The organism is Thioclava indica, from assembly GCF_000714545.1.
In the GTDB taxonomy this organism is placed as follows: Bacteria; Pseudomonadota; Alphaproteobacteria; order Rhodobacterales; family Rhodobacteraceae; genus Thioclava; species Thioclava indica.
The window spans coordinates 113,229-134,759 of record NZ_AUNB01000051.1; the positions used below are offsets into that span (position 1 = coordinate 113,229).

Below are 21,531 nucleotides of genomic sequence, written 5' to 3' on the forward strand. Positions count from 1 at the left end.
GCCACCCCGCCGCTAACCGAGCAGAGGGCCAGATATGGGCGCCTATATCCTGAGGCGATTGCTGATGGTGATCCCCACATTGCTGGGGATTATGATCATCAACTTCACGCTGACGCAATTCGTCCCCGGCGGGCCGATCGAACAGGTGATCGCGCGCGTGCAGGGCGAGGCGGATTCGATGCGCAATATCTCGGGGGGCGGCGATGCGGGCACGCAGGGCCAGGGCGGTGTCGAGGATAGCGGCTATCAAGGCGCGCGCGGGATTTCCCCCGAATTGCTGAGTCAGCTTGAGGTGCAGATGGGCTACGCGCGCATCGTCTGCGATCCCGGTTTCACCGGCACCCCTGACTTGAAGAACCCCGTCTGCCACAAGGAAAAAATCCCCGGCTGGGAGCGGTTTTTCATCATGATGAAAAGCTATGCCACCTTCGATTTCGGCAAGAGCTTTTTTCGCAATGAAAGCGTGATCAACTTGGTGCTGGATAAGATGCCGGTTTCGATCACGCTGGGGCTGTGGTCAACGCTGCTGGCCTATCTTATCTCGATCCCGCTGGGCATTCGCAAAGCGGTGCGCGATGGGTCAAAATTCGACACATGGACCAGCGGCGCGATCATCGTGGGCTACGCCATCCCCGGCTTTCTGTTCGCGGTGATGCTGATGGTTCTGCTGGCGGGCGGGTCGTATTGGAAAATCTTCCCGCTAAGGGGCCTGACCTCGGATGATTTCGACCAACTCAGCCTGATCGGCAAGGCGCTGGATTACCTGTGGCACATCGCGCTGCCCGTGACCGCCACAACGATTGCCAGCTTTGCGACGATGACCTTGCTGACCAAGAATTCCTTCCTTGAAGAGATCAACAAGCAATATGTCATGACCGCGCGCGCAAAGGGGCTGTCTGAGAAAAAGGTGCTTTACGGCCATGTCTTCCGCAACGCGATGCTGATCGTGATTGCGGGCTTTCCGGCGCAATTTCTCGGCGTGTTCTTTGGCGCTTCGATCATCGTCGAGACGATCTTTTCGCTCGACGGGCTAGGCCTGCTGGGCTTCCAAGCGGCGGTGGAGCGCGACTATCCAGTGATCTTTGGCACGCTTTATATGTTCGGGCTGATCAGCCTTGTGGTGAATATTCTGTCCGACCTGATGTATGTCTTTGTCGATCCGCGCATCGACTTTGAAAAGAGGGCCGGATGATGCGACTAAGCCCGCTCAACGCCCGCCGCTGGCGCAATTTCAAAACCAATCGCCGCGCGCTTTGGTCGATGATGATCTTTGGCGTGCTGTTCATTGGCGCGCTGCTGGCCGAGTTCATCGCCAATGACAAACCCATCGTGGTCAACTATCGCGGCCATTACTATTTCCCGATCTACAAGTTCTATCCCGAGACCGCATTCGGCGGCGACTTCCGCACGCAGGCGATCTATCGCGACCCCGCCGTGCAATGCCTGATCGTGACGGGTGGCAACGAGGCGTGCTTTGACGACGACCCCGAAGCGGTGATGGCGCAGGCCCAAAAAACGGGCGAGATCGACGGCGAGAAAATCGACAAGGGCTGGATGATCTGGCCGGTGATCCCTTATAGCTACAACACGATCAACGATGTCGGCACGGCCCCCTCTGCGCCCGACAAGGACCACTGGCTGGGCACCGATGACACCGCGCGCGACGTGCTGGCGCGGGTGATTTACGGCTTCCGCACCTCGGTGATGTTTGCGCTGATCGTGACGGGGGTCGGATCCCTTATCGGCATATCGGCGGGCGCGGTGCAGGGCTATTTCGGCGGCAAGGTCGATCTGCTGTTCCAGCGTATCCTTGAAATCTGGTCCTCGACGCCCTCGCTGTATGTCATCATCATCCTGTTCGCGATTTTGGGGCGCAGTTTCTGGCTGCTGGTATTCGTGTCGATCCTGTTTGGCTGGCCCGCTTTGGTGGGCGTGGTGCGCGCGGAATTCCTGCGCGCGCGCAATTTCGAATATGTCCGCGCGGCGCGCGCGCTCGGCGTATCGGACCGGGTGATCATGTTCCGCCACATCCTGCCCAATGCGATGGTGGCGACGCTGACAATGCTGCCTTTCGTGATCACCGGCGCGATCGGGGCGCTGGCATCGCTTGACTACCTCGGCTACGGCTTGCCCAGTTCCGCGCCTTCGCTGGGGGAGCTGGCACTGCAAGGCAAACAACACCTCAACGCGCCGTGGCTGGCGTTCTCGGCCTTCTTCACCTTCGCGATCATGCTGTCACTTTTGGTCTTTATCTTCGAGGGTATCCGCGACGCGTTCGACCCCAGAAAGGTGTTTCGATGAAACCTGTTCTTGAGGTCGAAAACCTGCGTGTGTCGTTTGTGTCCGAGGGGCGGGTGTCGCCTGCGGTCAAGGGCGTCAGCTTTAGCGTGGGCAATGGCGAAACGGTTGCGCTGGTGGGCGAATCCGGCTCTGGCAAGTCAGTCACCGCACTGTCCACGGTGGCGTTGCTGGGCGGCAGCGCCCAGGTCGAGGGCTCGATCCGCTATGAGGGGCGCGAGATGATCGGCGCGTCTGAACGCGATCTGATGGCCACGCGCGGCAATGATATCAGCTTTATCTTTCAAGAGCCGATGACCTCGCTCAACCCGCTGCACACGCTGGAAAAGCAGATCACCGAAAGCCTGTCGCTGCACCAAGGACTGCGCGGCGCGGCGGCGCGGGCGCGTGTAATCGAACTGCTGGAAAAAGTCGGCATCCCCGATCCCGAAACCCGCTTGGCCGACTACCCCCACCAGCTTTCGGGCGGGCAACGCCAGCGCGTGATGATCGCGATGGCGCTGGCCAACGGGCCGGATCTGCTGATCGCGGATGAACCTACGACCGCGCTTGATGTGACGATTCAGGCGCAAATCCTTGACCTGCTGGCCGATCTGAAACGCGACATGGGCATGAGCCTGCTATTTATCAGCCATGATCTGGGCGTGGTGCGCCGCATCGCGGATCGGGTTTGCGTGATGCAACATGGCGAGATCGTCGAGCAAGGCCCGACCGAAGAGATCTTTGCCAATCCGCGCCACCCCTACACCCGCAAACTGCTAGAGGCCGAACCCACGGGCCTCGCCGATCCGGTGCCCGAAAACGCCCCCGAAATCGTGCGCACCGAGCATCTCAAAATCTGGTTTCCGATCCAGCGCGGGCTGCTGCGCAAGACGGTGGGCCATGTGAAGGCGGTCAATGACGCCTCGCTTTCCGTGCGCGCGGGCGAGACCTTGGGGATCGTGGGCGAAAGCGGGTCGGGCAAGACCACGCTGGCGCTCGCGATCATGCGGTTGATCGCGTCCGAGGGGCCGATCCTCTATGAAAACGAGGATATCTCGCGCTGGCAGGCGGGGCGATTGCGCGCGCTGCGCCGCGATATGCAGATCGTGTTTCAAGACCCGTTTGGCAGCCTCAGCCCGCGCCTGACGGTCGAGCAGATCATCGCCGAGGGGCTAACCGTGCATGGTGTTGAGCCGGGCCGCAACCGGCGCGACATGGTGGCCGAGATCATGACAGAAACCGGCCTTGATCCTGCGATGATGGAACGCTACCCGCATGAGTTTTCCGGCGGCCAGCGCCAGCGCGTCGCGATTGCGCGCGCGATGATCCTGCGCCCCAAAGTGGTTGTGCTCGACGAGCCGACCTCGGCGCTGGATATGACCGTGCAGGTGCAAATCGTCGATCTTCTGCGCGATTTGCAGCGTCGTCACGGGCTGGCCTATCTGTTCATCAGCCACGATCTGCGGGTGGTACGCGCGCTGAGCCACAAGATCATGGTGATGAAACGTGGCGATGTCGTCGAGGCAGGGCTTGCGCGCGATGTTTTTGCCAATCCGCAAACGGCCTATACCCGCCAGTTGATGGTCGCTGCATTGGGCGAGGCGGCACTGGAGAGCGCCTGAACATGAAAATCCTGTTCGTTCATCAGAACTTCCCCGGCCAGTTCCCCCATCTCGCGCCAGCGCTGGTGGCGCGGGGGCATCAGGTGATCGCGCTGACCTCTGAGACGAACAAACGCCCCTCGCCGGTGCGGGTGGTGAAATATCGCAAGCCTGATGAGGTCAAACTTTCTTCCGGCTTAACCCGGCTTTACGCAAAATCCGCCGAACGAGGCGCGCGCGCCGCCCTTGCCGCACGCCAGTTGCGCGACAAGCACGGCTATGTCCCTGACGTGATTTTTGGCCATTCCGGCTGGGGTGAAACGCTGTTCCTGCGCGAGGTCTGGCCCGAGGCGCGGCTGCTCGTCTATGCCGAACTAATGTATCGCACGACCGGGCTCGATACCGATTTCGACCCGGAATTTGCACGCTCCGGCCTTGAAACGCGTGTGTCTACCGTGGCGCGCTCGGCGCATCTGGTGCAGTCGATGGTGCAGGCTGATGCGGGGCTGTCGCCCACGCAGTTTCAGGCCGACACCTTCCCCCCCGAGCTGCGCGCCAAAATCACCGTATGCCATGATGGCGTGGATACCGACCGGCTTGCGCCGCGCGCGGAGGCCCGTTTCACCGTGCCCGGAACCACGCGCATCTTTCGCCCCGGCGATGAGGTGGTGACGTTTGTGAACCGCTCGCTTGAACCCTATCGCGGTTTTCACAGCTTTATGCGCGCGCTGCCCGAAGTGCTGGCCGCGCGCCCCAAGGCGCATGTGCTGATCGTGGGGGAAGAGGGGCAAAGCTATGGTGCCGCGCCCAAGGATGCCAAAAGCTGGAAACAGAAGTTTCTGGCCGAGATCGGCGACCAGCTTGATCTGAACCGCGTGCATTTTCTGGGCCGCATTCCTTACGCGGATTACGTCAACCTGCTGCATGTCAGCCGCGTGCATGCCTATCTGACCTATCCGTTTGTGCTCAGCTGGTCGCTGATGGAATCGATGGCGGCGGGCTGTGCGGTTGTGGCCTCGGATACTGCACCGGTGCGCGAGGTGATCAGTGATGGTGAGACTGGCCGGCTCGTGGAATTCTTTGACATCGCGGGCTGGTCCAAGGCGCTGATTGACGGGCTGAGCGAGCCTGAAACCTATGCGCCCATGCGCGAGGCCGCGCGTCGTCATATCGTTGAGACCTATGATCTCAAAACGACCTGCCTGCCGCAGTTGATCGAGTTTGTTGAGGGCGCGGGGCGCTGATTGCGGGCAATCAAAAAGGGGCGCTTGGTTTCCCAAACGCCCCATCCATCGCATAAATTCGCGCCTCAGATCGCCGAACTATGGCTGGAAGCGGACATGTCATAGGCGTCGAAATTGCGCGCGATCATGCGCGTCAGCGGACGCCCTTTGACCGGAATGCGCAGCCCGTTCTCGGTCATCTCGACCATATCGCCGAACTGCTCGACACAGCTCAAGAACATCTGCGTCAACTCATGCGGCTTGGCGCCAAAATCGCGCACCAGCTCATCTGTCTTGACCTCAAAATCCGACATCAAGGCTTCGATCATGCGCCCGCGCAGCTTGTCTTCGGCGGTAAAGACATGCCCGCGCGCGGTGGAAAACTGCCCTTCGCGGATCGCGCCAGTATGCTTTGACGTGGCCGAGGCATTTTGCGCATACCCCTGTGGGAACCGCGAAATCGACGAGGCCCCAAGCCCCACCAGCGCTTCGGCCTGATCGTCGGTATAGCCTTGGAAATTGCGCCGAAGCTGGCCGTTTTTCTGCGCCTGTGCCAAGCCATCGGTCGGCAGGGCGAAGTGATCAATCCCGATTTCGTCATAGCCATCGGCGACAAACAGATCGCGCGCGACTTCGAACAGCTTGAGCCGCTCTTGCGGGGTGGGCAGGTGGTCAGACGGAATCATCGTCTGACGCCGCGCCATCCACGGCACATGCGCATAGCCATACAGCGCCACGCGATCCGGCCCGAGCGAGAGCAATTGCTGCACCGAATTGGCGATCTTGGTGGGGGTCTGATGGGGCAGGCCATAGAGGATATCGGCGTTCAGGCTTTCCACACCGCGCTCGCGGATCATGTCCACCGCGGCCTTGGTGATATCATAGCTTTGCTCGCGCCCGATGACCTTCTGGATTTGCGGGTCGAAATCCTGAACCCCGATCGAGGCGCGGTTCATTCCCGCGCGTGCCAGCGCGTCCATGCGCGCGGCGTCGATCTCGTTGGGGTCGATCTCGACCGAGAACTCGGCCCCTTCGCCCATCGGCACCACGTCAAACACCGCATCGGCCATGCGCGACATCATATCGGCGGGCATCAGGGTCGGCGTGCCGCCCCCCCAATGCAGCCGCGACAGCGTGACGCCGGGGGCCAGACGCTCGCGCAGCATCTCCAGTTCCGCCAGCAAAACCTCGGAATAGGCGCGCACCGGTTCATCACTTTGCGTGCCCTGCGTGCGGCAGGCGCAGAACCAGCACAACCTGCGGCAGAACGGTACGTGCAGGTAAAGTGAGATAGACCCACCCGCCGGAATCTGCTCGATCCAGCTGGAAAATGTGTCTGGACCAACGCCACCCGCAAAATGCGGTGCCGTCGGATACGAGGTGTAGCGGGGCACTTTCGCGTCGAAAAGGCCAAGCTTGGCGAGTTGCGATTCCTGTTTCATAGACTTATCTTTAGTTGTAAGACCCGCGAGAGAAATTGACACAGATCAAGACGAAACACCGTATGGCTCATGACGATGTACATCCTGTCTCGCTGAATTGCGGGGACTGTCCGATCCGCCATCGCGCGGTCTGTGCACGCTGTGATGCCGATGAGATCGATGAGCTTGAGAATATCAAGTATTATCGCAGTTTCGAGGCCGGTCAGACGGTGATCTGGGCGGGCGATAAGATGGATTTTGTCGCCTCAATCGTGTCGGGCATTGCCACGTTGACGCAAACGCTGGAAGACGGGCGCACGCAGATGGTGGGGCTGTTGTTGCCCTCTGATTTCGTGGGGCGTCCGGGGCGCTCGGCGGCGGCTTATAATGTCACCGCGACCACCAACATCCTGATGTGCTGCTTTCGCAAGAAGCCGTTTGAGGAGATGATGGAGCGCACGCCCCATATCGCCCAACGCCTATTGCAGATGACGCTGGATGAGCTGGACGCAGCGCGCGAATGGATGCTGCTTTTGGGTCGCAAGACCGCGCGCGAAAAGATTGCCTCGCTGCTGTCGATTATCGCGCGGCGTGATGCGTCGATCAAGCCCTTGGCGGGCTCCAATCGGGTCACCTTCGATCTGCCCCTCACGCGTGAGGCGATGGCCGATTATTTGGGGCTGACGCTGGAAACCGTAAGCCGCCAGATCTCGGCGCTCAAGCGCGACGGGGTGATCGTACTAGAAGGCAAGCGCCATGTTACCGTGCCCGATATCGACCGGCTTTTGATGGAAGCGGGCGATGACAGCGATGGCGGTTTCCTGATCTAGGGCGCGTTTCGTCCCAAACTTCCCGAGTCCAGACGTCTGAATTCCCGCTTCGCTGTGGCTGCCGGTTAAAACCCGCACTGGCGTAGCATCTTGATGCAAGGGAGGCCGGGTGATGTGCGGGCTCGGGAGATGAAGGTGGTTGCTCTGGCACATTTTATGCGCTGCTCGGCTGAAGGCGCATCGTAAACAGTGCGCGATCAATGAAAAAAGGACGCCCGGGAAGGCGCCCTTCTGTCTATTCGCAAGTTTTGGCCGGTGCTTAATGCGCCATGATCACAGGCACATCGGCCATTTCCAGCATGTGCCGGGTTGCGCCGCCCAAAATCGCCTCGCGGAACCGCGAATGCCCGTAAGCGCCCATCACCATCGCATCGGCATTGCTGTCAAGAATATGGCGGTTGAGCACATCCGACACGCGCGGCATCGTTTTCGACAACACCGTCACCTCGGCATTCACACCGTGACGCGCCAGCATCTGGCTGAGCTGACCACCGGGGTCTGAACGCTCGGGCCCATGCGCGGGTGGGTCGATCACGGTGATATCCACCAGATCGGCAGATTTGAGCACCGGCATCGCGGCACGCACCGCGCGCATCGCCTCATGTGATTGATTCCACGCAATAACGACGCGCTTGGCGGGGATGTCGCCATCATAGCCATCGGGGACGATGGCGACGGGCACCTGACCCTCGAACAGGGCGGCTTCGATTGCGGCTTCCAACTCGGGGCCACGCCCCTCGCCATAAGGCCGCCCCATCAAAACCAGATCGGCAAATCGCGCACGCAGCCCCACAACGGTGGACATCGCCCCGATCTGCGAGACAACAGTATCCGCGCCCCACCGAATATCTTCGGCGTCCAGGCGCGCGCGCACCGCTTCATTGGCTTTGCGCGCATCATCTTGCGCGCGATCCATCGTTTCTTGCTGCACGAAAGCTGTCGCGCCCGCGTAATAATAACCCGTCTGGGTGCGATCGATTCCCATGCACAGCACGTCAAGATGCGCATCGCGCCGACGTGCCACTGCCACCGCCGCATCCAGCTGCGATTCCGCTGCCTCGGGGTCAGTCACGATCGTTAATATTGTCTTATAGGACATAGCTCACTCTCCGCGCTTACAAATTCCGGTTTCAGAAGAGTAATCCTACCAGATTTGGATCACTTTGATACGGATCAAGCCCCGTGTTATACAGATCACAAAACTGCGACCAAATAGCACAGAGGGGTCGCGAACATTTGATGCAGATCAAGGCATCGTGCATAGGTACGAGCCAGAAGGACGACAGTCACGCTTTGGGGATTCTCGTTTTTGCGAAGCCACACCCCAAAGACAAGACACGACGAAGGGACGCACAAAATGTGGGATTATATCAAGCTGATCGCGCTTGGCCTTGTGGCGGTGATTGCCGCCATCGCGGCTGGCAATGCGCGCGATCTTGCCTATCAGGTGAACGCGGTCGAGATTTTGCTGGCAGCAGCAATCGCGTTTATCTGGGTGCTACGCACCATGGGGACCCGTCAACCGGCCCCGCAGAACGAGTATTTCGACGGCGTCGTTCGCGCCGGGGTCATCGCCACAACCTTTTGGGGTGTGGTCGGTTTCCTCGTGGCCGTCATCATCGCATTTCAGCTAGCCTACCCGTCGCTGAACTTCGAATGGGCGCAAGGCTATATGAACTTCGGCAAGCTTCGCCCGTTGCACACCTCGGCGGTGATTTTCGCCTTTGGTGGTAACGCGCTGATCGCGTCGAGCTTTTACGTCGTGCAGCGCACCAGCGCCGCGCGTTTGTGGGGCGGTGGCCTAAGCTGGTTCGTGTTCTGGGGCTGGCAGCTTGTCATCGTCCTTGCCGCAACCGGCTACATCTTGGGCGCAACGCAGTCCAAAGAATACGCCGAGCCGGAATGGGTCGCCGACTGGCTGATCACCATCGTCTGGGTGAGCTACCTGCTGGTGTTCATGGGCACGATTTTCAAACGCAAAGAACCCCATATCTACGTCGCCAACTGGTTCTACCTGTCCTTCATCGTGACCATCGCGATGCTGCACTTGGTCAACAACCTCGCCGTGCCGGTGTCGATGTTCAGCTCGAAATCGGTGCAGGTGTTCTCGGGCGTGCAAGATGCCATGACGCAGTGGTGGTATGGTCATAACGCGGTGGGCTTCTTCCTGACCGCAGGCTTCCTGGGCATGATGTACTACTTCGTGCCGAAACAGGCCGAGCGCCCGGTTTACAGCTACAAACTGTCGATCGTGCACTTCTGGGCGCTGATCTTCCTGTATATCTGGGCGGGTCCGCACCACTTGCACTACACCGCGCTGCCCGACTGGGCTGGCACGCTGGGCATGGTGTTCTCGATCATCCTGTGGATGCCCTCCTGGGGTGGCATGATCAACGGCCTGATGACGCTTTCGGGCGCGTGGGACAAACTGCGCACCGATCCGATCATCCGTATGATGGTGGTGTCGGTCGGCTTTTACGGCATGTCGACCTTTGAAGGCCCGATGATGTCGATCAAGGCCGTGAACTCGCTGTCGCACTACACCGACTGGACGATCGGTCACGTGCACTCGGGCGCACTGGGCTGGAACGGCATGATCACCTTCGGCACACTCTACTTCCTTGTGCCGCGTCTGTGGGCACGTCAGGGTCTGTACTCGCTGAAACTCGTGAGCTGGCACTTCTGGCTCGCCACAATCGGGATCGTTCTTTACGCCTCCTCGATGTGGGTTGCGGGGATCATGCAAGGTCTGATGTGGCGCGAAGTGGATAGCCAGGGCTTCCTCGTGAACGCCTTCGCCGACACCGTGGCCGCGATGCACCCGATGTTCGTGGTGCGGGGCCTGGGTGGGGTTCTGTACCTCGCTGGTGGCATCATCATGGCCTATAACTTGTGGATGACGGTCGCTCGCCAGCCTCGCGTGGAAACACGCTCGGTTGCCGCCGTGCCGGCAGAATAAGGAGAGGACAGAATGGGAATTCTCGACAAACACTCCGTCCTTGAACGGAATGCGACACTACTTCTGATCTTCGCCTTTCTCGTCGTTACCATCGGCGGCATCGTGGAAATCGCACCGCTTTTCTACCTCGAAAACGTCATCGAGGATGTTGAAGGGGTGCGGCCCTACACGCCGCTCGAATTGACGGGTCGTGACGTTTATGTCCGCGAAGGGTGCTATCTGTGCCACTCGCAAATGATCCGTCCGATGCGCGACGAGGTGGAACGTTATGGTCACTACTCGCTGGCCGCAGAAAGCCAGTACGACCATCCGTTCCAATGGGGCTCCAAGCGGACGGGGCCTGACCTCGCCCGCGTGGGTGGCCGCTACTCGGATGCGTGGCATGTGGATCACCTGACCAACCCGCAATCGGTCGTGCCGGAATCGGTGATGCCGAAATACGGGTTCCTTGCGAACCGGATGATTGACACCCGCTATATCGACGAGCGTCTGGAAACGGATAAGATGGTGGGCGTGCCTTACGACTCGGACATGATCGCCAACGCGAAAGCGGATCTTGCCGCTCAGGCCGATCCCGACAGCGATTATGACGGGCTTTTGGAGCGCTATCCAAACGCCACCAATGTTCGCAACTTCGATGGCCGTCCCGGACTTTCCGAGATGGACGCGCTGATCGCCTATTTGCAGGTGCTTGGCACGATGGTCGATTTCTCGACCTTCCAACCCGTGGCTAACCGGTAAGGGAACGCAAAAATGGACTATCATATCTTCAGGGAATTCGCGGACAGCTGGTTTCTGATCTTCCTGTTCGTGTTCTTCCTCGGGATTGTGGTCTGGGTCTTTCGGCCCGGCTCGCGCAAAACCTACGAGGATACGTCCGATATTCCCTTCCGGCATGAAGACAAACCCGCCAGTTCCTCCGATTCCGGTGAAAACCGGGATCGGGGCGAATGACGGCGCCACGTTAGGTAAGGAGGCGTGGAATTATGAGCAAAAAACCGACGAAGAAAAAACACGAGGTCGAAACCACTGGTCACCAGTGGGACGGCATTGAAGAGTATAACAACCCGCTGCCGAAATGGTGGCTCTATACCTTCTATGTTTGCGTCATCTGGGGGGTCGGCTACTCGATCGCGATGCCCGCATGGCCGCTCTTTAAATCAGGGGCGACGCCTGGCGTTCTCGGGTCCTCGACCCGGGCCAATGTGCAAGCTGACATCGACAAGTTCGCTGCGATGAACAAGCCGGTGCAGGAAAAGCTGGTTGCCGCCAATCTGGACGACATATCCAGCGATCCCGAGCTGAAAAACTTCACCCAAAACGCGGGTGGGGCAGTGTTCCGGACGTGGTGCGCACAGTGCCACGGTGCGGGCGCTGGCGGCAATTCGCGCCTTGGCTATCCGAACCTTCTGGATAGCGACTGGCTGTGGGGCGGCACGATGGACGATATCCATTACACCGTCACGCATGGTATTCGCAACGAAACGGACCCCGAAGAAGAGGCCCGCTTCTCGCAGATGCCCGCATTTGGCAAAGACGAAATCCTCGAGAAAGAGGAAATCGATCAGGTCGTGCAATATGTCCGCAAGATCTCGGGCCAAGACAACGACGCCAATCTGGCGGCCGCTGGCGAGACCGTGTTCATGGACAACTGTTCGGCCTGTCACGCCGAAGATGGCACCGGCGATCAGGCACAGGGCGCGCCCAACCTGACCGATGCGATCTGGCTGTATGGCGGCGATGTGGACACGATCACATACACCGTGACCAATGCCCGCTATGGCGTGATGCCCAACTGGAACGAGCGTCTGTCCGAAGCCGACATTCGCGCCGTTGCCTCGTATGTCCACAGCCTCGGCGGTGGTCAGTAACACCAATCCCTTGGGGCTTTGGCCCCACGGGTAGCACCGGCACCCCCGTCCTGTTCGCGCGTTTCCTGGGAGTGCCGGTGACCTTCATCAAGAGGGCCTCGAAAGGGGCCCTCTTTTTCGTATCGGAGGTTACCTAAGATATATTTCGACCATATCTTTTGCTGGCGCAAGGTTTTTGTCGCGCTGCACGGCGATGCGATCGCGGCCCCGGAGCGGTTGGTGTTTGAAGGCCGCGACAAGAAGGGTTAGTACACGCTAATGCGAGCAGGTGTGATGTGACCGGCTCTGCGCGCCTTCATCAAGTGGTTGCACAAAGCCTCTGCCCCTACGTTCTGGGTGCAAAAGCCTAAATCCTGCATCCTAAATCTGTCATTTTGACGCAGGTCAAAGTATTCACATCTGTGTCATAACAAAAGAAGCCCAAGACGCAGTTTAATCATACGGAGAGAGTCGTGAGCTCCACCGAACCAGTCGAACCCCCGCCGCTTTATGCCGCCCGCGAGCCGATCTTTCCGCGTCGCGTCAAAGGGCAATTCCGCAGCCTCAAATGGATCTTGATGTCCTTGATGCTCGGGTTTTATTACATCACGCCGTGGATTCGCTGGGATCGCGGGCCGGAACTGCCTCATCAGGCCGTTCTGATGGACCTCGCAAACCGGCGCTTCTTCTTCTTCATGATCGAAATCTGGCCGCATGAGTTTTACTTCGTCGCGGGCCTGTTGATCATGGCGGGGCTGGGGCTGTTTCTGTTTACCTCGGCGCTGGGACGTGTGTGGTGTGGCTATGCCTGCCCGCAAACCGTCTGGACCGACCTGTTTATTCTGGTCGAGCGCTGGGTTGAGGGCGACCGCAACGCGCGTATCCGCTTGCTGCGTCAAAACTGGAACGCGGAAAAAATCCGTAAACGCGTGACGAAATGGGGGCTGTGGCTGCTGATCGGGGTGGCGACCGGCGGGGCTTGGGTGTTTTACTTCACCGACGCGCCGACGCTGCTAAGCGATCTGGTACACGGCACGGCATCGCCTGTCGCTTATATTACCATTACCGTTGCGGCGCTGACCACGTTTGCCTTCGGTGGCTTCGCACGCGAGCAGATCTGCATCTACGCTTGCCCGTGGCCGCGCATTCAGGCCGCGATGATGGATGAAGACACCATCACCATCGCCTATCGCGAATGGCGCGGAGAGCCGCGCGGCAAGATGAAAAAGGGTGAACACGACCCGACGCAGGGCGATTGCATCGACTGCATGGCCTGTTTCAACGTCTGCCCGATGGGCATCGACATCCGCGACGGTCAGCAGTTGGAATGTATCACCTGCGGTCTATGCATCGACGCCTGTAACGAGATGATGGACAAAATCGGCAAGCCGCGCGGCCTGATCGGCTATATGGCGCTGAAAGATGAAACCAACGAAAAGGCGGGCAACCCTGTCGTCAACGTGTGGAAACACATCCTGCGCCCGCGCACGATCTTGTATTTCACGCTTTGGGGCGCGATCGGGGTCGGTCTTGTGGCGGCTTTGTTCTTGCGCTCGCCGATTGACTTCAACATCACGCCAAACCGCGATCCGCTTTATGTGGTCGAACCCAATGGCGCGATCCGCAACATCTACACGCTGCGCTTGCGTAACAAGGCGGGTGAGGCCACGACCTTCGCCGTCACCGTCGTGCCCCCTGAAGGCGTTGCTCAAAACGCGATGAGTGTTGTGCTTGAAGGGCAACAGGGCAACACGGTCACTGTGCCTGCCGATGAAACGATGAACCAGCGCCTCTATATCATGGCCAAACCCGGCTCTGTGCCTGCAACCTCGGATCGCACGGAAATGCGGATCTGGATTTCGGACACGGCCAGCACCGATCGCGTCTCGACCGACACGGTCTTTAACGGAAGGGCACAGTAAGCGAGATGGCTAAACCTTTGACTGGTCGCAAGGTTCTGTTGATTGCCGTGAGCGCCTTTGGCGTGATCATCGCGGTGAACCTCGTGATGGCGTGGAATGCAGTCTCCAGCTTTCCCGGCCTTGAGGTGCAGAACTCGTATGTCGCCTCGCAGGTGTTTGACAAAAACCGGGCCGCGCAAGAGGCGCTTGGCTGGGTCGTTGAACCCGAGTATTCGGATGGCAAGCTAAGTCTTGTCATCCGCGATAAATCGGGCCTGCCTGCGAAAGTGGCCTCGCTTAAGGCGGTGGTCGGGCGCACCACCCATATGCGCGAAGACATGTCCCCGACATTCGACTATGTCGGTGGCATCTTCGTGACCCCGCTCGATCTTGCGCCCGGGGCGTGGTTGATCCACCTTGACGCCAAGGCCGCTGACGGCACGCAGTTCAGCCAGCGGATCGATCTGTTCGTGAAAGGCTGATGCGATGACGGTCTCTCCGGCCCCATCCAATGCAAACGAGTATGAGGCAGAGCGAGTCTCTGCCTCTGCCTGTCCCGCCTGTCTGGCCGCCCCTTCGGCGGAGCAACTGGCGAAATCGGGCGATATCAAGGGCGCCCGGATCATGCTGTCGCTGCCCACCGCCCATTGCGCGGTCTGCATCACCGATGTCGAACGCGAGCTGATGAAACAGCCGGGCGTGAAATCGGCCCGCGTGAACCTGACGCTGAAACGCGCCTCGGTCGATGCCGAGACGGGCGTTGAGCCTGCGGGCTTGATCGCGGCGCTTGATAAAATCGGCTATGAATCGCACGAACTCGATCCCGGCATGTTGTCCGCGACCGAGGCCGATAAACGCGGGCGCGATCTGTTGATGCGCATCGGCGTGGCCGGGTTTGCGATGATGAACATCATGCTGCTCTCGGTCGCGGTCTGGTCTGGCGCGCAGGATGCCACGCGCGATCTGTTCCACTGGGTATCGGCGGCGATTGCGATCCCGACGATCATCTTCTCCGGCCAGCCCTTCTTTGCCAGCGCCTATTATTCGTTGCGCGGCGGGCGGTTGGGCATGGATGTGCCGATCTCGCTGGCGATCCTACTCGCACTTGGGATTTCGCTGTTCGAGACGATGCATTCGGGCGCGCATGCCTACTTTGAGGCCGCCACGATGCTCACCTTCTTCCTGCTGGTGGGCCGTTATCTGGACTATCGCACCCGCGCCGTGGCGCGCTCGGCCGCCGAGGAACTCGCCGCGCTCGAAGTGCCCCGCGCCACTATTCTGCGCGAGGGCGTCGAGGTCGTGGTGCCTGTGGGTGAACTGGTCGTGGGCGATCTGATGCGCGTGCGCCCCGGTGGCCGCATCCCCGCTGATGGCGAGGTAATTGAGGGCCATTCCGAATCTGACCGTTCGCTGCTGACCGGTGAAAGCCTGCCCGTGCAGGTCAGCCCCGGCATGGTGCTCAGCGCGGGTGAGGTCAACCTGACCGGCCCGCTGATGATCCGCGTCACGGCGGCGGGCAAGGATAGCTCGCTGCATCGCATGGCCGATCTGGTGGCGATGGCCGAAAGTGCCAAGACGAAATACACTTCGCTGGCCGAACGCGCCGCGCGCGCCTATGCGCCGATCGTGCATATCCTGTCCTTCACCGCGTTTTGCGCCTGGGCCTGGGTGACAGGGGGCGATTTCCGCCTAGCGATCAATATCGCAGCCGCCGTGCTGATCATCACCTGCCCCTGTGCGCTGGGTCTGGCCGTGCCTGCGGTTGTCACGGCGGCCTCGGGCAAGCTGTTTCGCAAAGGGTTGCTGATCAAAGATGGCACTGCGCTGGAACGCTTGGCCGAGATCGACACGGTCGTTTTCGACAAGACCGGAACGCTGACGATGGGCGCGCCGCGCCCGCAAAACCTGTCCGATCTTGCACCCGAGGCGCTGTGCGTCGCGATGGCGCTGGCCGAGGGCTCGTCGCATCCGCTCGCGCGCGCGCTGCATCAAACCGCGCTGGGGCAGGGGGCAACGCCCGCCGTGCTGGACGATATCCGCGAAGTGCCCGGCTATGGCGTCGAGGGGCATTGGCAAGGGCAGATCGTGCGGCTGGGTCGGGCCAACTGGATCGGCGCCGAGGAGGGCACCAGCACCGCGACTCATCTCAAAATCGGTGATGCGGCCCCGGTGTCGATCCGCTTTGTCGACAGCCTGCGCCCCGGCGCGGAAGAGGCCGTGGCGGGTCTCGCCGCGCAGGGCAAATCGGTCTGGCTGGTCTCGGGCGATGTCGAACCTGCGGTGGCTGATCTCGCCGCCCGTCTGGGCATCGCGCAATATCGCGCCGGGGCTTTGCCGATGGAAAAAGCGCAGCTGGTCGCCGATCTCACGCGCGAGGGGCGCCGCGTGTTGATGGTGGGCGACGGGCTGAATGACACGGCTGCCCTTGCGGGTGCGCATGTCTCGGTCTCGCCCGCCTCGGCGCTGGATGCCGCGCGCACGGCCTCTGATATCGTGCTGCTGGGGCAGGATCTGGCCCCGATTTCCGAGGCCGCGCGGATTGCCAAACATGCGCGCCGCCGGATCAAGCAGAACTTTGGCATCTCGATCGTTTATAACGCAGTCGCGGTGCCTTTGGCGCTGATGGGGCTGGCGACGCCGTTGATGGCCGCGCTGGCAATGTCGGCCAGCTCGATCACCGTCTCGCTCAACTCGTTGCGCCTGCGCTAAAGGAACCGCCATGGATGTGCTGATCTATTTCATTCCGATCTCACTGTTCCTTGGGGGCATCGGGCTGACGGCCTTTTGGTGGTCGATCAAGAACCGGCAATATGACGACCCCAAAGGCGATGCCGAGCGGATCTTGTCAGACGAGTTTGACGACCACCCCAAGCAAGACTGAAGGCTTTGCAGGGGCGCTGCCCCGCTGGCTTGCGCCAGCCCCCGGGATATTTGCATAAGAGCGAAGGGGGGGCGGCGGGTCGTGATGGCTTTTGGAGAAAATCAAAACGCCGCGCTACAAGAGCGCGGCGTTTTTAGTTCAGCGTCTGCGCAAGGAAGCTCAGGGGCCGATCAGGCTGCAATCCATTCCGCGTGCTTGCAAGCGGGCGCAGGCGAGTTGTGCGCTGTCCTGCGTCATGCCGACGAAATTCGCCTCATATCCGGTCTTGCGCGTGGCGACCTTGCGCAGCGCATCGCCCAGCGTGTCGCTATCCATCAACGCGGTGGTCAGCAGATGGCGCTCGGCAGCAAAGTTTGATCCGAACAGCCCGAGGCTCACACCCCAGTTGCGCCCGCCCGAGCTAGACAGCCGGGCCACAACGCGCGGCTTGGCGGCGGGGGCAGGGGCCTCGGGGGTGAGGGCGGCAAGGATAACCTCGGAGGGTTGATCCGTGGCGCCTTTATTGGCCATCGCCGTGGTTTCGGGCTGCGGCTTGGTCGTCTGGGCAAAGCCCGGCGTGGGTTCGACCGCATCGCCCTCGGCTTTACTTTCATCGCCCAAATCAAGTGCGCGCGCCTGCGCCAATTCCATCGTTTCGGGTTGCGGCGCAGTGTTTTGCACGAATTTCGGCCCTGTTGGCGGTTTGGCAGCGGCGGCGTTATCGGGCTCATACGAGGCCAGTTGGATATCGCTCGGCTCGTCGCTGGCGGCATCACTGGCCGCAGCCTGTGCCAGCGGGGTCGCGCCCGTAACTTCGGCCGGTTTGGCCTGCTGGGCTTGCGCCATCTGGATCGCACGCGGTGAGGGCATCGGGCGCGGGCTGGCCGATATTTCTGCGCCAATGCCAGTGTCAGTGCCAGCATCAGCCACCTGCATTTCGGGCGCGGCGGTATCGGTTTCTTCGGCCACATCTTCGGGCGTGTCCGTCACGCTGTCATCGACCTGATCGCCCTGCACGGCCGCCGCCAGTGCCAGCGCGATGGCATCGCTATCCGCGCGCGGCGGCGAGGGGCGATTGCCGGGACGCGGGCTTGCTTTGGGCGCGAGATTTTGCGCCACCAACATCGGGGCGCCTTTCATCGGGCCAAGATAGCGCGGAACTCTTGGGGGCAGAACACGCGCGTTGGAGGGCGCACGTTTAAAGCCCAGATCCAGAAGAGTGGCCATTTTTGCATTGCGCTGCGCGGTCGAGGTGCCGCCGAAAACGGTGGCGATGATACGCTCGTTTCCGCGCTTGGCCGAGGCCGTCAGGTTGAACCCCGAGGCCGAGGTATAGCCCGTCTTGATCCCGTCCGCGCCTTTGTAGGCGCTTAGAAAACGGCGGTTGGTGGAATAGACGGTGGCAATTTTGGCATTCGCGGAATGGCGCGAGAAGATATTGTAATACTGCGGAAAATCGAAAAACAAATGACGGCCCATGATGGTCATGTCATGGGCAGAAGACAGATGGCCCTTGCGCGTCAGCCCGTTGGCATTGACGAAATGGGTGTTCTTCATGCCGAGCTGTTTGGCGGTGCGGTTCATCCGCGCGGCAAAGCCGGCCTCGTTCCCGCCGATATAATCGCCAAGCGCGGCGGCGGCATCATTGGCCGATTTGATCGCGGCGGCGCGGATCAGGTAGCGCACGGCGATCTTCTGGCCCGGACGCAGCCCCAAACGCGAGGGCGGTTGCGAGGCGGCGTGTTTGGTCACGGTCACGATGGAATCGAGGCTGAACTCGCCGTGCTCGATTGCCTGGAAGGTGATGTAGAGCGTCATCATCTTGGTCAGCGAGGCCGGATGCAGCGGCGTATCGGCGTTTTTAGAATACAGCACTTCGCCCGAGCGCATGTCCATCACCATCGCCGCATAAGGTGCAGCAATCGCTCCGAGCGGTGCGAGAATTACAAATAAGAATACAAACAGCCCTTGACGGACCCAGCGCGCTAGCGTGGTCACGGTTCTTGCCCTTTCACTGCCTCGATGCCCCGATTTTTATGTGCCGCATCGTTGGCGGCGTTGGGGCTTGATTTGGGACCAGCCTAGCATGTGTATCGCGACCTGAAAACTGTCTATTTTCAAGCGCTTTCACTGCGGCATTCATGCAATACTACTAAATGTAGTGGGTGATCTGCGCATGGCCCCTCTAGAGATGGTGGTTTGTCGGAAAACCGCCGCTTTTCCTTTCCGACACGTCAGTGCGGTTTTCAGCCGAGACGGATTGCCTCAGGGCTGCGCCTCGATCTTGGCAATCAAGGCAGGTAAGGCCCCCAGATCGGGCAATTGCGCAAAGCGGGGGTGCGTGTCGGGCGCGGGCGCATGTTCAAGCGCCCATGTCAGATCATGCGGAATATGCACGCCCCAGCCGCCCGCCTCGATCATCGGGATCACATCGGATTTCAGCGAATTTCCCGCCATCAACCCGCGCGCAGCGCCATTGCCGTGGCGCGCGAAAACTTGGGCGTAGATCTCGGGCTTTTTGTCAGACACGATTTCCACCGCATCAAACAGATCCCCCAGACCCGATTGCGCCAATTTGCGTTCCTGATCAATCAGATCGCCCTTGGTGACCAGCATCAACCGATACTGCCCCGACAGCGCCTCTATCGTGGCGCGCGCTTGGGGCAGCAGATCGACGGGATGGGTTAACATCTCACGTCCGGCGGCCAGAATTTCCGCCAGAACCGAGGCCGGCACGCGCCCCTCGCTGACCTCAATCGCAGTTTCGATCATCGACAGGGTAAACCCCTTCACGCCGAACCCGTAATGCGTGACGTTGCGCCGCTCGGCTGCGATCAGGCGCTCGGTCAGATGATCACCTGCCGCGCCCTGCGGCATATGCGGGGCTATCACTTCGGCAAAATGTGCCTGCGTAAGTTGAAAAAACCGCTCATTGTGCCAAAGCGTGTCGTCCGCATCAAAGCCGATTGTGCTGATTTGCATCCCTTGCCTTTATCTTAAGCGCGCCCTCGGGCTTTTCATATGTCACGAAGGCCCTATATTCCGCCAGAGCCCTCAACGATTCCTGATCTGGCGGAGATGCCTTGACCGAGCCGTTTTACATGATGTCGCACGACGATGACGACGATCGCGAAGACGAGACCGGAGTCGCCACCAAGACCCGGCCGAAAACCCAACGTCCGCCGATGTATAAGGTGATGCTGCTGAACGATGATTACACGCCGATGGAATTCGTCGTGCACATCCTTGAGCGGTTCTTCGGTCTTAACCATGCGCAATCCTTCGAGATTATGCTGACGGTGCATAAAAAGGGGTTGGCGGTCGTGGGTGTGTTCAGCTTTGAGGTGGCGGAAACCAAGGTCGTGCAGGTGATGGATTTCGCGCGTCGCCATCAGCACCCGCTGCAATGCACGATGGAAAAAGACTAACCTCCTCGTGGCGCGGCGCGATGGTGCCCGTGCTTGCTATTGTTGCGCCCCGGCCCTAAGGGACGGGCGCGTTTCGTTATTTGGATACCCCCTTGCCTATGAGCCAATCTCGTCTGTCCTTCGCCCTTTCGGCCTCTGATACGCTGCCCGAGCAGGGGCAGATTGCACTGTTCGCGCCCGCTGCTGCGCTGGATCTGAGTGCTTTGCCGCTTGATCGTTTGGTCGCGTTCCAACCGTTCAAGCCCGATCATGACGCATTGGCCGCGCGCGGCGTTGCGATGGCGCAGGTGCCCGAGGGGCCGTATGCGGCGGCTGTAGTCTTTGCTCCGCGCGCAAAGGCGCAGGCGCGTGCGCTGTTGGCGCAGGCCTGTGAATGTGTCGAACCCGGTGGCCCGATTTATATCGACGGCGCGAAATCCGAAGGCATCGACTCGCTGCTGCGCGAATTGCGCGGTTTGGTGGCGCTGGATGCACCCATCGCCAAGGCACATGGTAAAATCGCGCGCTTTCCCGCCGATCCGAAGGCGCTGGCCGATTGGGCCGCGCGCGACATCGCCGCCGCGCCGGGGTTCATCACGCGTCCGGGCGTGTTTTCCGCCGATGGCGTGGATGAGGGCTCGGCGCTGCTCGCCGCCTGCCTGCCCGAAACGCTGCCCGCGCGGGTGGCGGATCTGGGCGCGGGCTGGGGCTGGCTGGCCGCGCAGGCGCTTGCGCGCCAAGGCGTGCAAGAGATCGCGCTATACGAGGCAGATGCCACAGCGCTTGATTGTGCGCGGCGCAACATTCCCGATCCGCGCGCGCAGTTCCACTGGGAGGACGTGACGCGTCTGCCCGCTGGTCCGCGCTTTGATGCCATCGTGATGAACCCGCCGTTTCACAAAAGCCGCGCCGCCGAGCCGGGTTTGGGCGAGGCCTTCATCGCCGCCGCCGCGCGCCTGCTGACGCCCTCTGGCACGCTATGGATGGTGGCCAATCGCCATCTGCCTTACGCCGACGCACTGGCCAAAAGTTTTCGCGAAATCCAAGAGATCACGCCGCCAAGCGGCCCGTCTACGCGCTTTCGCATCACCCGCGCGCAGGGTGTGATCAGCGCGCGCGAGCAAGCTCGCGGCACGCCCCCGCAGCGCCCCTCTCGCACCAGACGTTAAACGCGGGTAAACTCCGCCAGACTCAAGCCA

The 21,531-nt window shown here is 60.6% G+C and carries 19 protein-coding genes; 15 read left to right on the top strand and 4 right to left on the bottom strand.

Going from position 1 to position 21,531, the window contains the following annotated elements; translation table 11 throughout:
• The first annotated feature begins 34 nt into the window (after window positions 1–34).
• From DT23_RS14380 to DT23_RS14395, 4 genes are read left to right on the top strand one after another with little or no spacing between them, the layout of a single operon-like run.
• Window positions 35–1,192 (top strand): microcin C ABC transporter permease YejB, encoded by a 1,158-nt coding sequence (locus DT23_RS14380; RefSeq protein ID WP_038132282.1) that lies wholly within the window; start codon window positions 35–37, stop codon window positions 1,190–1,192.
• On the top strand, window positions 1,192–2,301 hold the full coding sequence (locus tag DT23_RS14385; protein WP_038132370.1) for an ABC transporter permease: 1,110 nt from the start codon (window positions 1,192–1,194) through the stop codon (window positions 2,299–2,301). The genes DT23_RS14380 and DT23_RS14385 overlap by 1 nt, the downstream gene beginning before the upstream one ends.
• On the top strand, window positions 2,298–3,902 hold the full coding sequence (locus DT23_RS14390; RefSeq protein ID WP_038132283.1) for an ABC transporter ATP-binding protein: 1,605 nt from the start codon (window positions 2,298–2,300) through the stop codon (window positions 3,900–3,902). The genes DT23_RS14385 and DT23_RS14390 overlap by 4 nt, the downstream gene beginning before the upstream one ends.
• Before the next feature lie 2 nt (window positions 3,903–3,904).
• Window positions 3,905–5,125: a glycosyltransferase gene (locus DT23_RS14395; RefSeq protein WP_038132285.1), complete on the top strand. Its 1,221-nt coding sequence runs from the start codon at window positions 3,905–3,907 to the stop codon at window positions 5,123–5,125.
• Window positions 5,126–5,190: 65 nt separating this feature from the next.
• Here DT23_RS14395 and hemN read toward each other — a convergent pair whose 3' ends face one another.
• Complete coding sequence (gene hemN / locus DT23_RS14400; protein ID WP_038132287.1) at window positions 5,191–6,546, bottom strand: oxygen-independent coproporphyrinogen III oxidase; 1,356 nt, start codon at window positions 6,544–6,546, stop codon at window positions 5,191–5,193.
• A gap of 62 nt (window positions 6,547–6,608) precedes the next feature.
• Between hemN and fnrL the strand changes: the two genes are divergently transcribed.
• Window positions 6,609–7,355: a transcriptional regulator FnrL gene (gene fnrL, locus DT23_RS14405; RefSeq protein WP_051697318.1), complete on the top strand. Its 747-nt coding sequence runs from the start codon at window positions 6,609–6,611 to the stop codon at window positions 7,353–7,355.
• Window positions 7,356–7,614: 259 nt separating this feature from the next.
• Here the strand turns inward: fnrL and DT23_RS14410 are convergent, their stop codons facing one another.
• Window positions 7,615–8,454, bottom strand: coding sequence for a universal stress protein (locus DT23_RS14410; protein ID WP_038132289.1), 840 nt, complete (start codon window positions 8,452–8,454; stop codon window positions 7,615–7,617).
• A 258-nt stretch (window positions 8,455–8,712) separates the two neighbouring features.
• Between DT23_RS14410 and ccoN the strand changes: the two genes are divergently transcribed.
• The 8 genes from ccoN (at window position 8,713) to ccoS (ending at window position 16,946) form a co-directional block, all read left to right on the top strand.
• A complete protein-coding gene (gene ccoN, locus DT23_RS14415; RefSeq protein ID WP_038132291.1) occupies window positions 8,713–10,314 on the top strand; it encodes a cytochrome-c oxidase, cbb3-type subunit I in 1,602 nt (533 codons plus the stop codon).
• 12 nt (window positions 10,315–10,326) lie between these two features.
• Window positions 10,327–11,055 (top strand): cytochrome-c oxidase, cbb3-type subunit II, encoded by a 729-nt coding sequence (ccoO, locus tag DT23_RS14420; RefSeq protein ID WP_038132293.1) that lies wholly within the window; start codon window positions 10,327–10,329, stop codon window positions 11,053–11,055.
• A 12-nt stretch (window positions 11,056–11,067) separates the two neighbouring features.
• Window positions 11,068–11,268, top strand: coding sequence for a CcoQ/FixQ family Cbb3-type cytochrome c oxidase assembly chaperone (locus DT23_RS14425; protein WP_038132294.1), 201 nt, complete (start codon window positions 11,068–11,070; stop codon window positions 11,266–11,268).
• A gap of 32 nt (window positions 11,269–11,300) precedes the next feature.
• Complete coding sequence (gene ccoP / locus DT23_RS14430) at window positions 11,301–12,185, top strand: cytochrome-c oxidase, cbb3-type subunit III (protein ID WP_038132296.1); 885 nt, start codon at window positions 11,301–11,303, stop codon at window positions 12,183–12,185.
• A gap of 452 nt (window positions 12,186–12,637) precedes the next feature.
• On the top strand, window positions 12,638–14,086 hold the full coding sequence (gene ccoG, locus DT23_RS14435) for a cytochrome c oxidase accessory protein CcoG (RefSeq protein WP_038132298.1): 1,449 nt from the start codon (window positions 12,638–12,640) through the stop codon (window positions 14,084–14,086).
• A gap of 5 nt (window positions 14,087–14,091) precedes the next feature.
• Window positions 14,092–14,547, top strand: coding sequence for a FixH family protein (locus DT23_RS14440; RefSeq protein ID WP_038132299.1), 456 nt, complete (start codon window positions 14,092–14,094; stop codon window positions 14,545–14,547).
• A gap of 4 nt (window positions 14,548–14,551) precedes the next feature.
• Complete coding sequence (locus tag DT23_RS14445) at window positions 14,552–16,774, top strand: heavy metal translocating P-type ATPase (RefSeq protein ID WP_038132302.1); 2,223 nt, start codon at window positions 14,552–14,554, stop codon at window positions 16,772–16,774.
• 10 nt (window positions 16,775–16,784) lie between these two features.
• Window positions 16,785–16,946, top strand: a complete 162-nt coding sequence (gene ccoS / locus DT23_RS14450; protein ID WP_038132303.1) for a cbb3-type cytochrome oxidase assembly protein CcoS — start codon at window positions 16,785–16,787, stop codon at window positions 16,944–16,946.
• 159 nt (window positions 16,947–17,105) lie between these two features.
• Here the strand turns inward: ccoS and DT23_RS14455 are convergent, their stop codons facing one another.
• Window positions 17,106–18,923, bottom strand: coding sequence for a serine hydrolase (locus tag DT23_RS14455; protein WP_038132305.1), 1,818 nt, complete (start codon window positions 18,921–18,923; stop codon window positions 17,106–17,108).
• 267 nt (window positions 18,924–19,190) lie between these two features.
• Entirely contained in the window at window positions 19,191–19,907 is a 717-nt protein-coding gene (locus DT23_RS14460) for an HAD family hydrolase (protein WP_038132307.1), read from the bottom strand.
• A 119-nt stretch (window positions 19,908–20,026) separates the two neighbouring features.
• Between DT23_RS14460 and clpS the strand changes: the two genes are divergently transcribed.
• Both clpS and DT23_RS14470 read left to right on the top strand, forming a co-directional pair.
• Window positions 20,027–20,353 carry an ATP-dependent Clp protease adapter ClpS gene (gene clpS / locus DT23_RS14465; RefSeq protein ID WP_038132373.1) on the top strand — a complete coding sequence of 109 codons (327 nt, stop codon included), beginning with the start codon at window positions 20,027–20,029 and terminating at the stop codon, window positions 20,351–20,353.
• 98 nt (window positions 20,354–20,451) lie between these two features.
• The gene (locus DT23_RS14470) at window positions 20,452–21,501 is read left to right on the top strand and encodes a class I SAM-dependent methyltransferase (RefSeq protein ID WP_038132308.1); all 1,050 of its coding nucleotides are present in this window, start codon (window positions 20,452–20,454) and stop codon (window positions 21,499–21,501) included.
• Window positions 21,502–21,531: the final 30 nt, after the last annotated feature.